Raw genomic sequence first — 13,884 nt, 5'->3', positions numbered from 1 at the left:
TTGAGAAGGGCATGACCCTTCACGGTGAGTACGAGCCCAGCAGCCAGAAGTGGGTCCGCGACCAGGTCGCGGAGTACGAGGCCTCGGGCGGCACGAAGGCAAACACGCTGCGTGGATCGAAGGACCCGATCGTGGTGATCACCTCGGTCGGCGCCAGGTCCGGAAAGCTCCGCAAGAACCCGGTCATGCGGGTCGAGAAGGACGGCGTGTACGCCGCCATCGCGTCCATGGGCGGCGCTCCGGAGAACCCGAGCTGGTACGCCAATTTCGTCGCGAACCCCCTCGTCGAGCTCCAGGACGGCCCGGAGCCGAAGGCCTGCACGGTGCGCATCGCCGAGGGCGAGGAGCGCCGGCAGTGGTGGGACCACGCCGTCGCGACCTGGCCGACCTACGCGTCGTACCAGGAGAAGACGGACCGCGAGATCCCCGTGTTCCTGCTGGAGCCGGTCGCCGCCTGAGCCCGGCGTTCAGTCGGCCAGCAGGGTGGTCGACCGGTCGATCGCCGCGCGCAGGGCGTCGGAGAGGACGTTGATCGCGCGCACGTGGTCGCGCTTCGAACCGTCGACGGTGTCGATGTCGCCGATGCCGGCCTCGCGATCGAGGCGGCTGACGTCGAGGATCACGAAGTAGGGGCCGACCCGGAAGACGTAGCTCAGGGAGCCGAGCACGAGGCTCACCCTGGCCCAGTCGGCCCGGGTGCGCAGCTTCCGGTGGGCGAACTTCGACTCGAGTCGGCCGTCTCGCTTGAGCTCCGCGAGATCCGCGGCATAGGACACGGAGATCTCGATCGAGGTCTGCTTCGACTCGTCGAGCGGACCGATCCCGCTGTCGTGGGTCCGTTTGCAGCTGTTCCACGGCAGGATCGTGATCCCGTCGACTCCCCTCGGAGAGGCCTCGAGGTCGACCGCCGCCGAGGCCCGCTCGACCGTGACGGTGGGCGTTCCGTGCAGGATCTTCTCGAACGCCTCGTCGGTGAGGATGGCGCACGGCTCGAGGACGGGGGACGGGCCGCGGTGCGTCGTCGTCGTGAGGTACGTCGGCGCGGGCTCCTGGGACAGCTCCGGGTCCGCGAGGTGCGCACGCACCGACTCGACCGCCCTGGCGAGCACGTCGGCCCGCTCGCGGAGGTCGTCGTCGGTCAGCTTCTCGAATCCGTAGGTGTCGCCGCCGCGGTACTCGACCGTCCACTCCGTGTCGCCCTGCCGCACGACCACGCCGGACGTGGCCCATCGGTCGGGCAGCACGAGGGACGCCACCTGCTCCTCGGTGACCGGGACGTCGAGCTCGTCGGGCAGCAGCTCGAGGCTGGCCCGCATCTGGGCCACGAGCTGTCGTCCCGGGTCGGCCGTCACGACCTGCTCGAGGCGGGCGACCACCGGCTCCAGCTCTTCCCTGGCTGCGACGAAGTCGTCGACGAGGAGCGCCTCCGAGGGCTTCGGCCTGTCCGCGACCTGCTCGGCCTCGACCGAGAGGGTCCAGACGTCGAGGAGGCCGCGGACCAGCAGGTATTCACACCTCGTCGGGTACGCGCGCCCATCCTTCGGCTTCGAGGAGTCGACGTACTCCTCCTCGATGTTGTCGCGCCCCGAGAAGCCTCCGACGGCCACCGACGCGTCCCGCGGCGTCAGCACCTGGCACGGGCTGACGTAGCGGCGCTCGCCGATCCTGATCTCCTGGCCGTCGGTGCCGATCCAGGTCGGCGCCGCCTTCGGCTTCTCCTCCCGGGCAGCCGGGGAGCCCGAGGGACTGCTGTCCGCCGACGGCGTCGCCGAGCCGCCGCCGGAGCAGGCTGCCGTCACCACCAGGGACGCGAGAACCGCGCCGACCTTCCACCTGTGCCCGAGATGCATGGCAGGAAGATAGCCGCGCTGACCGCGCGGGAAACGCCGAGCCCTCGGCCGTGGCTCAGCTGTTGGCGATCGTGACGGTCAGGCCGCACAGGTGGCCGAGCCGCATGATCTCAGAGTCGGCGAACTCCGGCCCGCCGCGGCGGCCGACGACGACGATCTCGTTGCCGTCGAGCCGCGCGGCCGCGAACAGGGTGACCTCGTCCTCGGGCGACTCCAGCCGCGTCGGGGACTCGATCTCGATGAACTCGAAGTCGTCGGGCGCGGCGCTGGTGCCGTAGACGACGCCCTTCGCCCGGTGCACCCGCGCGGCCCAGTCGACCCGGAAGGTCGCGGGCAGCAGGTCGATCAGCTTGTCGAAGGCCTGGTCGGGCGCAGCGGTCAGCTCCTCGACGGCCTCGAGGTCCAGCATCAGGTTGCCGCCGGCGGGGTAGCGGCTCACGAAGAGCACCTCGACCCCGTCGAGCGCATTGCACGCCGACACGACGGAGTCGGGCATCATCCCCTGCTCCAGCTCGAGCAGGACGTCGTCGACCGCGGTGCCGTCGTCGATGCGGTGCTCGACGATCTCGATCGCCTCGATGTCGCCGCCCGCCATACCGATCGCCGTCGCGACGCGACCCAGCGACCCCGGGACGTCGGGCAGCAGCACGCGGAGCAGGAATGGCATGGTCTCGACACTAACCCGACCAGGTTTCGGGCCGGTTGCGGGGCCACCGCTTGGGCGCGGCGTCGTCGCTGGCTGCGTCCTACGGCGCGAGCCGGTGCCGCAGGCCGGTCGCGCGCTGTGCGGTCGTCGTCACCGCAGCGCGTACGGCGGCCTCGGACCCCACCACGAGCAGGCTCTCTCGCGCGCGGGTGACGGCGGTGTAGAAGAGCTCGCGGCTGAGCAGGCGCGAGCCCTCCTCCGGCAGCAGCACGGCGATCCGCGTCGCCTGGCTGCCCTGGCTCTTGTGGATCGTCATCGCGTGCATGGTCTCGATCGCGTCGAGGCGGGCCGGGGCGAACGGGCGGGGTGCGCCGGCGCCGGCGATCCACGCCCGGGGCCGGCCGGACGGGTCGGTCACGACGACGCCGGTCTCGCCGTTGTAGACGTCGAGGGCGTAGTCGTTGCTGGTGACCAGGAGCGGGCGTCCGGCGTACCAGGCCGAGCCGAGGGGTGCGCCGATCTCGGCGGCGAGCCACTGCTCGACGTGGCGGTTCCAGACACGGACGCCGTAGGGGCCGTCGCGGTGGGCGCAGAGCAGCCGGAAGCCCTCGATCTCGGCGAGCGCGGCCTCGGGCCCGTCGTCGACCGCCGCGGACCGGACTCGCAGCGCGGCGGCGGTGCACTCGGCCTGCAGCGCCTCGACGGGGTCGTCGGTGTTGCGCCACTCGACCTCGCCGGTGCCGGCCCGCAGCACCTCGATCACCCGGTCGGCGGCGTCCGGCGAGTCGTCGCGCAGGGCCGCGGCGAGGCCCTTGATCTCCTCGGTGGAGCGGTGGTTCTCGGTGAGGGCGACGACGGGCGAGTCGGGATGGTCGGCGAAGCCGGCGACCAGGTCGGAGAGCACGGCGCCGGCGCCGACGGACGTGAGCTGGCGCGGGTCGCCGACGAGGACCAGCCGGCTGTCGGGGCGGACCGCCTCGAGCAGCCGGGCCATCATGGTCAGGTCGACCATGGACGCCTCGTCGACCACGACCAGGTCGTACTTGAGCCGGTTGCCGCGGTCGTTGCGGAACCGCGTGGTGTTGTCGGGACGCCAGCCCAGCAGCCGGTGGAGGGTCATCGCCTCGGGCGGCGCGACCTGGTGGTCGGCGTCGCCCAGCGCGCCCAGGGCGCCGAGCTCGGCGGAGACCGCCTCCTGCAGCCGGGTCGCGGCCTTGCCGGTCGGCGCGGCCAGCGCGATCGACATCCGCCGCTCGTGGGCCACCGCGAACTGGTCGGCCAGCGCCAGCACCAGCCGCGCCACGGTGGTGGTCTTGCCGGTGCCGGGGCCGCCGGTCAGCACGGTGGTGCGGTGGCGGGCGGCGTGCTCGACCGCGGCCGCCTGCTCGGTGCTGAGGTGGTCGCCGCTCACGCGCTGCAGGGTCGCCGCGAGGACCGCCTCGTCGACGGCGGGCGGACCGAGCACGATCCGCGCGGTCAGGTCGTCGGCGACCTGGCGCTCGAGCCGGTGGTAGCGGTCGAGGTAGACCAGGCCGTGCTCGACGTGCAGCACCTCGGCGGCCACGAGGGCGGAGGCCTCGATCGCCGCGACCCAGTCGGCGCGGTCCGGCCAGAGCAGGTCGGTGCCGTCGAGGTCGGGCAGCGCGTCGAGGTCGAGACCGACGGATCCGCCGCGGACCGAGCGAACGGCGAGAGCGGCCGCGAGCAGCACGCGCTCCTCGTCCTCACCCGCGAGTGCAGCCACCCGCTCGGCGACCCGGACGTCGGCCGCGTCCACGACGCCAGCGGCGTTGAAGGCGCCCAGCAGCCCGTCGACCCGCCGTGCCAGGCGTGGGTCGTGGGGCGAGGTCGGCTCGAAGATCTCGGTCACGGCTTCCGTCCGTCCAGGAGGTCGGACAGCCCGACCACGAGGTCGACCGGCGGCTGCCAGGTGAAGATGCCGCACGGGTTGCCGTCGACCCGTGGCGTCTCCGGGCCGCACATGCCACGCAGGTAGAGGTAGGCGACCCCGCCGAGGTGGCGCGCGGGGTCGTAGTCGGGCTGGCGCCAGCGCAGGAACCGGTGCAGCACGACGGCGTACAGCAGGGCCTGGAGCGGGTAGTCGGAGTGCCCCATCGCGTCGTCGAGCGCGCTCGGCCGGTAGGCGCCCGCGGTCAGTGGCTCGTCGGTCGGCCCGAGCCAGTTGGTCTTGTAGTCGATGACGACGTAGCGGACGTCCGCGCCGTCGGCCGTCGGCAGCCGGAGCACGACGTCGATCGAGCCGGTCAGGTAGCCGCGCAGCACCTGCCCACCGAGCAGCGGGTTGTCGAGCGCGTCGGCGTACGCCCTCACCGGGTCGCCCTCGGGCAGGTGCTTCCTCAGCAGGGACGCGACGTCGCCGAGCAGCACCTCCTCCGGCGAGCGCGCCTGGTGGACCGGGTGGTCGCCGCCGGACAGCGGCAGCTCGAAGTCGAGCTCGCAGAGCCGGTCGGCCGTGCCGACGCGACGCAGCGTCGTCTCGTCCATCAGCGGCCCGAGCGGGGTGTCGAGCACCGCCACGAGGGCGTCGGCCAGCTCCTCGGTGTCGAGCGCCACCGGCCACCAGGTCAGCTGGTCCTCGATGTGGCCGAGCAGCTCGGCGCGCAGGTCGGGCACCGCCGGGTCGGCGTGCTCGAGCACGCCGTGGACCAGCGAGCCGAAGGTCGCACCGAGCGGCAGCCCCGCCATCGGGGACGGTACGGCGAGCGCCGGGTCGGGCTCAGCGACCTCGACCACCGGTGGCAGGTCCTCGTCGTCCTTCGGCTCGACCTCGGGCTCGCTGCCGACGCCGGGGGCCGGGACGCCGAGGTCGACGTGGCTCAGCGCGGAGTACGACGTACGCCGCCACCCGGTGTCGACGGACCGGGTGAAGGCGCGGGCACTCAGCTCGGCAGGCGGGTCCTGCGGCAGCGGGGGCAGTGCTGTCGCGGGCTCGGCGACCTCGGGCACGAAGGCACCGCGGTCGCGCCAGGTCGCGAAGAGCCGGGTCGCGGCGTCCTCGTCGGGCACCGCCGGGTCGACGGGGACAACGCTGCTCAGGCCGTCGCCGTCCGGTGCCGGACCGCGCAGCAGCAGGCGGTGGAGCGGGGAGGCCTTGGCGTTGCTGGTCGGCGCCCACCAGGCGACGACCTGGCTCTGGGCGCGGGTGAGGGCGACGTACAGCAGCCGCAGCCACTCACCGTTCTCCTCGTCCTTCCAGCGCCGGACGTGGTCGGCCCAGTCGGGGCCGGCGTTGGCGACGTCGAGGCAGCGGCGGCCGTCGGCGTCGTGGAAGAGCGGCTTGTCGGCCGTCGACGCGACCCAGCGGTCGGCGAGCGAGGGCAGGTAGACGACGGGGTACTGCAGGCCCTTGCTCGCATGGATCGTCACGAGCTGCACCGCATCGGCGTCGGAGTCGAGACGGCGGGTCCGCTCCGCACCGCGACCGTCGCGCGCCTCGAGCACCTGCTGGCGCAGCCACGCCAGCAGCGCGACAGCCCCCATCTGCTCGCGCAGCGCGGCCTCGTGGAGCACCTCGCCGATGTGGCGCAGGTCGGTCAGGGTGCGCTCGCCACCGACCTGGCCGAGGAGACGCTCCGGCATGCCGCCGGAGGTCGCGGCCTCGACCACCGCGGCGACACCGCGCCGGCCGAGCGCCTCGGACCACGACCGGAGCCGGTCGCCCAGGTCGTCGCTGAGGTCGTCACCGCCGGCGTCGAGGGTCGCGGCGTCGTACCCCAGGAAGGAGGTGAGCGCCGCGGCCCGCACCCGTGGGGTGCGGTGGGGCTGCTCGAGGGCCTCGAGCAGGGAGAGCCACTCGACCGCGGCCGGGGTCGCGAACACGCTGCCGCCGCCGGCGATGACGGCGGCGACACCGACCTCCTGCAGGGCGGCACGGGCGGCGGCAAGGTCGGCGTGGCGGTAGCAGATGACCGCGATGTCGTCAGGACGCAGGTCGCGCCCGTCGAAGGTCGCGCCGCTGGTGACCAGCGCGCGGATGTCGTGGGCGAGGTCGCGCGCGATGTGGGGCCGGACCTGGTGGACCGTCAGGTTGGTGCCGCCGCGCTTGCCGAAGGTCTCGCGGCGCACCACCCGCACCCGGAACGGCGCGGGCTTCGGCGCCCCGACCAGCCGGGACTCCTGGTGGTGGGCCCGCACGTCGTGGACGACGATCCGCGGGTCGCCGAGCTCGGCACCGCCGAGCAGGCGGCCGAACCCGGCGATCAGGTCCGCGTCGCTGCGCCGGTTGACCCCGAGCGTCTGGCGGGTGGTGGCGGTCTCCGCAGCGGTGAGGTACGTCGTCACGTCGCCCCCGCGGAAGGCGTAGATCGCCTGCTTGGGGTCACCGATGAGCACCATGGTGGCCCGGCCGCTGAAGGCACGGTCGAACACCTTCCACTGCACCGGGTCGGTGTCCTGGAACTCGTCGACCAGCACGATCCGCCACCGCGCCCGCATCCGCGCCCGGGCCGGGGAGTCCTCCTTCTCCAGCGCGTGGGCGAGCTGGTCGAGCAGGTCGTCGTAGGACAGCACGCCCAAGCGGCGCTTGCGCCGGTCGATCTCGTTGCGCACGGCGGCGGCGAACGCCACCCGCCGCCCGGCCGGGTCGTCCCGGGGCAGGTCCGCCGGCTCGAGGTCGGCCTGCGGGTCGCCGACGACGCGCCGGGCGATGGCGAGCGCCTCGGTGTGGGTGAACGCCGGCGCGGTGCCGTCGGGCAGCTGCGCGAACGCCCGCAGGTAGAGGTCGTCGACGACCTCGACCAGCATGTCGTCGAGGTTCTCGACCAGCCGGGCCCGGGCGTCGGTGTCGCCCGCGACGCCGAGGGAGTCGAGGACCAGCGAGCAGAACTGGTGGATGGTGGCGATCGTGGCCGCGTCGAAGTCGGCCAGCGCCTGGCTCACCCGGCGGTGCCGCAGCGCCCTCTCCTCGGGCGGGCAGTCGAGCAGCTGCTCGATCACCTCGGTGGGCGGTGTCGCCAGGGTCCCGGCCAACGCGGACTCGGCCTCGACCAGCTGGCGGCGTACCTGCTCGCGCAGCTCCTGGCTCGCCGCCCGCCCGAAGGTCACGACGAGCAGCTGCTCGAGCGGCACGCCCTCCTCGGCGACGTACCGGGTCACCAGCGCGCCGATGGTCCAGGTCTTGCCGGTGCCGGCGCTGGCCTCGAGCAGGGTGGTGCCGGTGGGCAGCGGGCCGCGGATGTCGAAGGGAGTCATGCTCTCCGAGGGGGAATCCGCTGAGGGACCGGGGCCCCCGCGGCGTTGTTCGGGGGAGCGAAGCGGAGGAGAAGAACGTCGTGGGGTGGTCATAGTGGGCCGACCTTCTCGGCGCCGGCGAGGAGCGGCTCCCACAGCGTCCACGCGTACGACGGCAGCCCGGCGTCGATCAGCACGGACACCGGCGCGTCGTGCCCCCAGATCCGGCGGTGCACGGCGTCGTTGTCCTCGCCGGCGATGCCGTACTGGTTGAACGGGTCGGTGACCCACGAGCGCCCGGCGACCTCGACCGGGTCGACGTCCATCCCGCGCAGCTCCTTGGCCCGCGCCTCCGCCCACGCGTGCGCGGTCTTGAGCGGGATCGGGAGCGGCCGGGCGGCGCCCTCGTCGTAGAGGTCGACGACCGCGCGCAGCCACTCGACCGCGCGGTGGTCGAGCGGTCCGGCCAGCGCTCGCTGCGGGCCGCCCTTGGCTCGGGCGATCGCGTGACTGGTCCAGCTCTCGTCGGGATGGCTGGCGCTGAGGGCGACGATCCGGAGCCAGGCCGCGATCCGCTGCTTGGGTCCGGGCCGCGAGTAGGTGACATCGACGAGCAGGTTGCCGTGGACCCGCGGCACGGTGCCGGTGAGCCGCCGACCGCCCCCGAGGTCGACATCGACGTCGACACTGCGCGCGGGGGTGGCGCGCAGCGGCGCGCTCTGCTGGAGCAGGGCCTGGCAGTCGCGGACGACGTCGACCAGGGCGCCGTACCCGAGTCCGAAGGGGGGCAGCGACCCGCGCAGCTGCTCGGCGAGCATCACGGCCTGGCCGGTCGTGGCCGGATCCTCGGAGGACAGGACCGCGCGCAGCAGGCGGTCACCGATCGCCCACTTCTCGAGGTTGTCGAGGTCGACGGGGATCGCGTCGGCGACCTCGCCGGGCTCGAACGGGGTGGCGACGTCGAGGCGGCCACGCAGGAAGGTCCGCGCCGGGCGGTGCACGAAGTCGATGAGGTCGGCGAGCGACACGTCCCGGGCCGGTTGCGCCGGCAACGAGCCGGACAGGAAGGTCGGGACCGGCATCCGCTCGCGCACCGACGCCCGTGCCCCGGCCAGCGACGCACGGTCGAAGCTGAACGGACCCGCGCCGACGAGCTCGCCGGGCACGTGGTTGCGGGGGTCGAAGCCCTGCAACGGATGGCGTACGACGACCCGCTCGCGCACGGGCGAGGCGGACGTGCGGTCGAGGGCATCGAGCAGCTCACCGAGCGGCACGGCTGGAGGCCGCTCCTGACCGGTGTGCTCGGCAGCGCCGGTGTAGGTGATCACCAGCCGCTCACCGGCCGCCAGGATCGCGTCGAGCAGCAGCTGACGGTCCTCACCGCGCAGGTCGCGCTCGCCGACGCGCGGCCGCCGGCCGAGGACGTCGTCGCCGTTGACCCCGCTGGTGCGCGGGAAGACGCCGTCGTCGAGGCCGACCAGGCACACCACCCGGTGGGGCACCGACCGCATCGGCGTCATCGTGCAGACCGTCAGCATGCCGGTGCGGAAGCTGGACCGCGTCGGGCGACCGGCGAGCCGGGCCTGCAGCAGGGCCCGGACGTCGGCCAGGCGGAGCGGGACGTCGGGATCGCTCTCGTCCGCACTGGCGCGGGCCCGAGCGAGCTCGCGCTCGAACTGCGGCAGCTGCCACGCGTCGTCGTCCTCGACCTCGCACAGGTCGCGCACGCCCTCGGTCAGCGCGGCGAACCACTGGTCGGCGGCGGTCGCGGCGTCCAGCGCGCCGAGGCAGTCGCCGAGCCGGGCGACCGCCTCGCTCATCCGGCCGACCAGCTCGATCTCGCCGCTGGCGATGTCGTCGACGGGCAGCCCGCGCCCGACGTGGCGGTAGTCGTCGTCGCTCATCGCGACGCCCAGCAGCAGCCGGTCGAGGCCGGCCCGCCAGGTGTTGTGCTCGAACCCGTCCATCGCGTACGCCGCCCGCTGGGTGGCGTCGATCCCCCACCGGACCCCGGCCTCCGCGACCCAGCGGGTCATCCGCGCGAGGTCGTCGTCGGTGAACCCGAACCGGCGCCGGCACACCGGCCGGGCCAGCAGGTCGAGCACCTGGGACGCGGTCGCCCGGCCGCCCGCGAGCTCGACGAGCACGACCGCGACGGCGAGGAGCGGGTTGGTGCTGCTGGCGGCACGGTCGGCCAGGCGCACCCGCAGCTGGTGCGCTGGGTGCAGCACAGCGTCACGCGGGCCGCCCGCCCCGGCGCTCTCGCCGATCAGCTCGCCCATGCCGAACCCGGCGGAGATCAGTGGCGCGTAGGTCTCGACGTCGGGGCACATCACGACGATGTCGCGCGGCTCCAGGGTCGGGTCGTCCTCGAGCAGGCCGACGAGCAGCTCGCGGAGCACCTCGACCTGGCGCGCCGGGCCGTGGCAGGCGTGCACCTGCAGGGACCGGTCGTCGGATCGCAGCACCCGGGCCGCTCGCTCCTCCTCCGACAGCACCCGGTTGGCCCGCAGGTCCGCCTGCAGCCACCCGAGCAGGTCGTCCGGCGCCCCGGGGTCCGGCGCCGCACCGGCGTCGGCGGCCTCCCCCGCACGCACCCGCGCCCCCAGCACGGTGGCCAGCTCGCGGGAGTCGCGACCCAGCGAGGCGAGCAGCGGGTGGTGGGCCAGCTCGGCGGACACGGACGCGTCCCGCGGGCCGACCTCGACCCCGGCATCGGCGACCGCGGACCACAGCGCCGCGGACGGCTGGGCCAGCCAGAGGTGGACGTCGCGGTGGGCCGCCAGCGCGACGAGCAGGTCGATCTCGGTCTCGGGCAGCCGGGTGTGGCCGAACAGCGACAGCCGGTCGGGCAGGTCGAGGCCGGCGATCTCGCCGGCCCGCAGCGCCGCACACACTCGGTCGTGCCGGACGTCGGGTGCCTCGGTGTGCCCCGCCGCGGCCATCCGCGCGAGCAGCCGCCGCCACAGCTCGGCCTCCCACGCGAGGTCCGCCGCGAGCGGCTCGCCCGCCCCGTCGGTGTCGCGGCCCTCGCGCCAGTCGCGGACCAGCGCGGGCCGCTGGACGGCGTACGACGCGAACAGCTCCGCGAGCCGCCGCGCGACCGACCACCGGCGGCTGCGGCGCAGCTCGCCCTCCTCGCCGTCGAGGTCGTGCCCGAGATGGGTCGCCAGGGTCATGCACCACGGCTCGCCGAGCGCGTCGTCGATGGTCGCGAGCAGCGGCCACACCAGGCGGTCGGGGTGCCACGGGTCGTCGCGGTCGCGGCCGAGCAGCAGCCCGACCAGCGACGCGGGCTGCAGGAAGCGCACCCCGGCGCAGACCCCGTCGCCACCCGACGGCCCCGCACCGAGCCGGTGCGACAGCCGCTGGGTGAGCCACCGCTCGACGCCCCGCGCCGGCACCACGACCACCTCGCTGGCGAACGGGTCGGCCAGCGGGGTCGCCAGCAGCCGGCCGAGCTCGTCGGCGAGCAGGTCGGTCCGCGCGGCGCGGTGCAGGTGGAGGGTCATCGGGGCCGAGGCTACTGAGGTGGTCCGGCAGAAGCCGACGGAGTCCCCAGCACCGCCCGCCCGATCCGCAGCAACCCGTCGCGCTGGCCCTCCTCGTCGAGCGCCAGCCGCAGCCGCATCGTGTTGACGACCGTCTGCGCCGCGCGCACCAGCGCATGGGCGTCGGGGCGCGCCAGCTCGGGCCGGCAGGCGACGAGCAGCACGACCCACTCGTCGACGTAGTCCTGCTGCATCCGCCGGATCGGCGCCCGCTCGTCCTCGGGCACGTGGACCAGCTCGGTGAACAGCGCGGCCAGCGCGTCGCCCTGCGCGACGTTGATCCGCACCAGCGACGCCAACGCCTTCTCCAGCGCCTCGGCGGGGTCGCTGGTGGCGGACAGGACGCCGGCGAGGTCGAACTGCATCGCGTCGAGGCACCGGGTGATGGCGTGCGCCAGCACCGCGGACTTGCGTGGGAAGTGGTGGTAGAGCGTCGGCCCGGAGATCCCTGCCGCGGCACCGATGTCGTCCATGCCGACAGCGTGGAAGCCGCGCTCCGCGAACAGGCGTACGGCGGCCGAAAGCGCCGCCTCCCGCCGGGACGCCGGCTGCAGCCCGTCCCCCGAGCCAGCCGGCCGGCGTACGACGGCACCACCGGACCCGAGGTCCCCCAGCCCCGCCACCGCGGTCGCGGCCCGGACCATCAGCTCCTGCGCGCGATCGCGGTCCACCTTCGCCCGCTCGAACGCCCGTCCGGTCGTGAGCACCGAGTGCACACCCCAGGCCGCGACCTCCCCGCCGACCGCACGACGCAACGGCTCGAGAGCGGCGTCGTAGCGCGCTTCCAGCTCCGCGGCCCGCTCCGGCTCGAGGAACACCTGCCCGCGCTGCCACACGCTGCCCGGCCGGTCCGGTCGCAGCAGTGCCCATGCCGCCCCATCGAGCAGCCCGGGCAGATCGGTGGGGCCGCCGTACGCCTGTTCGAGGAGCTCGATCTCCTGCTCGACCGCAGCGGCGAGGAGCCCTGTCTTGCCGCTGAAGTGGCGGTAGAGCGCGGAGGCCGAGACACCCACCTCGGCGGCGATGTCGGCGACCGAGACGTCGTGGAAGCCGGCGCGCTCGAACTGCCGGGCGGCGGCCGCGACGATCAGCTGCTTGCGGTTGCGTGGGCGGCGCTGCGGGACGGTGTCGGACATCAGGCCGACAGTCGGTCGAGGTAGTCGGCCATCACCAGCCGGCCGCGCTCGATCGCGTCGTCGATGGCGGACAGGTCGGCGCTGAGCCGGGACACGTCGGGCGAGCCGAGCGGTGGACGCACCTCGACCAGGGTCGGTACGTCGGCCAGCGTCCCCGCAGCGAGGCGCAGGTCGTCGGCGGCGTACGACCGGAAGCGGTCGATGTGCGCGGCACCGGCGGCCCGACCGTGCCGCAGGAAGTACGGCGCCAACAGGATCCGCTCCAGCCGTGAGGGCGGGACCGCCCGCTGGTCGGAGCGACGGGTACGCAGCACCAGCACGTGCGTGGCACCCTGCGCGAGCGCGGTGCGGTAGGGCACGCCCTCCGAGAGCCCGCCGTCGACGTACCGCCGATCGCCCAGCCGCACGGGACGCCCGGCCAGCAGCGGGATGCACGAGCTGGCGCGCAGTGCGGTCTGGGCGCCGAGCCGGTCGACGACGTACGGCGCCAGGTCGGTCTCCTTGCCCGTGGCGGCGTCGGTCGCGATCGGGTGGAACCCGATCGGGTTGGCGACGATCGCGTCGAAGTTCATTGGGGTGATCGCCTCGTAGACGTGGTGGACCAGCCGCCGCAGGTCCACGACCGGGCCGCCGCGGAGGACCCGCCGCGGGTCGGTCACCCTCGCGGCCTGGACCTCGGGCCAGGCCCAGCTGCGCAGCCAGCGCTGCGCCTCGCCGGTCAGCAGCCAGGCACCGTTGAGCGCGCCGCCGGAGGTGCCGTAGACGTCGTCGAAGCAGTCGGTGAGGCCGGCTTCGTCGATCGCGAGCGCCATGCCCGCGGAGTACGCCGCCCGGCTGCCACCGCCTTCGATGGCCAGGGCGATCCGGTGACCGTCGGTGCGCTGCCCCGGCCGGCTGCCGGACGCACGGCGCTGCGCGAGAGCGTGGAGCAGGGTCGTCATTCCGGGAGCTCTCTCACCACCCGGGCCGGGTTGCCGACCGCCAGCACGCCCGCGGGCAGGTCGCGGGTGACGACCGAGCCGGCGCCGACGACGGTGTTCGCCCCGATGGTGACGCCGGGACAGACGATCACGCCGCCGCCGAGCCACACGTTGTCACCGATCGTGATCGGCGCTGCGTTCTCCCACTTGTCGCGCCGCAACCCCGCCTCCAGCGGGTGGAGCGGCGTGAGCAGCTGGACGTTGGGCCCGATCTGCACGTCGTCGCCGATGGTGATGTCGACGACGTCGAGGGCGACCAGGCCGAAGTTCACGAAGACCCCCGACCCCACCCGGATCTGGCTGCCGTAGTCGACGCGCAGCGGCGGACGGATCGCGCTGTCCACGCCGAGGGAGCCGAGCAGCTCGCCCAGGATCTCGGTACGACGCCCACGGTCGTGGATCCCCGTCGCGTTGTAGGCCTCGGTCAGCTCCTGGGCCCGGACGTGGTCCGCGATCAGCTCGGGGTCGTCGGCGACGTAGAGCTCGCCGGCGAGCATCCGCTCCTTCGTCGACCGGGTGTCGTCCACCGCA

At 74.0% G+C, this 13,884-nt stretch carries 9 protein-coding genes; 1 reads left to right on the top strand and 8 read right to left on the bottom strand.

Annotated elements, in window-relative coordinates; genetic code table 11:
• The first annotated feature begins 11 nt into the window (after positions 1–11).
• The gene (locus tag ACZYRU_RS01695) at positions 12–458 is read left to right on the top strand and encodes a nitroreductase family deazaflavin-dependent oxidoreductase (protein ID WP_488955341.1); all 447 of its coding nucleotides are present in this window, start codon (positions 12–14) and stop codon (positions 456–458) included.
• Between the two features lie 9 nt (positions 459–467).
• On the opposite strand, the gene ACZYRU_RS01690 is transcribed toward ACZYRU_RS01695, so the two are convergent.
• The 8 genes from ACZYRU_RS01690 to ACZYRU_RS01655 form a co-directional block, all read right to left on the bottom strand.
• Complete coding sequence (locus ACZYRU_RS01690) at positions 468–1,850, bottom strand: hypothetical protein (protein ID WP_488955340.1); 1,383 nt, start codon at positions 1,848–1,850, stop codon at positions 468–470.
• Positions 1,851–1,905: 55 nt separating this feature from the next.
• Positions 1,906–2,517 carry an ACT domain-containing protein gene (locus ACZYRU_RS01685; protein ID WP_488955339.1) on the bottom strand — a complete coding sequence of 204 codons (612 nt, stop codon included), beginning with the start codon at positions 2,515–2,517 and terminating at the stop codon, positions 1,906–1,908.
• 79 nt (positions 2,518–2,596) lie between these two features.
• Positions 2,597–4,366, bottom strand: a complete 1,770-nt coding sequence (gene recD, locus ACZYRU_RS01680) for an exodeoxyribonuclease V subunit alpha (protein WP_488955338.1) — start codon at positions 4,364–4,366, stop codon at positions 2,597–2,599.
• Positions 4,363–7,707: a UvrD-helicase domain-containing protein gene (locus ACZYRU_RS01675; protein ID WP_488955337.1), complete on the bottom strand. Its 3,345-nt coding sequence runs from the start codon at positions 7,705–7,707 to the stop codon at positions 4,363–4,365. The genes recD and ACZYRU_RS01675 overlap by 4 nt, the downstream gene beginning before the upstream one ends.
• Before the next feature lie 89 nt (positions 7,708–7,796).
• The gene (recC, locus tag ACZYRU_RS01670) at positions 7,797–11,198 is read right to left on the bottom strand and encodes an exodeoxyribonuclease V subunit gamma (protein WP_488955336.1); all 3,402 of its coding nucleotides are present in this window, start codon (positions 11,196–11,198) and stop codon (positions 7,797–7,799) included.
• 11 nt (positions 11,199–11,209) lie between these two features.
• Entirely contained in the window at positions 11,210–12,373 is a 1,164-nt protein-coding gene (locus ACZYRU_RS01665; RefSeq protein WP_488955335.1) for a TetR/AcrR family transcriptional regulator, read from the bottom strand.
• Entirely contained in the window at positions 12,373–13,314 is a 942-nt protein-coding gene (locus tag ACZYRU_RS01660; RefSeq protein ID WP_488955334.1) for a patatin-like phospholipase family protein, read from the bottom strand. The genes ACZYRU_RS01665 and ACZYRU_RS01660 overlap by 1 nt, the downstream gene beginning before the upstream one ends.
• Positions 13,311–13,880, bottom strand: coding sequence for a sugar O-acetyltransferase (locus tag ACZYRU_RS01655; RefSeq protein ID WP_488955333.1), 570 nt, complete (start codon positions 13,878–13,880; stop codon positions 13,311–13,313). The genes ACZYRU_RS01660 and ACZYRU_RS01655 overlap by 4 nt, the downstream gene beginning before the upstream one ends.
• Positions 13,881–13,884: the final 4 nt, after the last annotated feature.

The sequence above is a fragment of the Nocardioides sp. F233 genome (assembly GCF_057813895.1).
The sequence above is the reverse complement of the archived record's forward strand: the minus strand, read 5'-3'. Positions and strand labels throughout refer to the sequence as shown.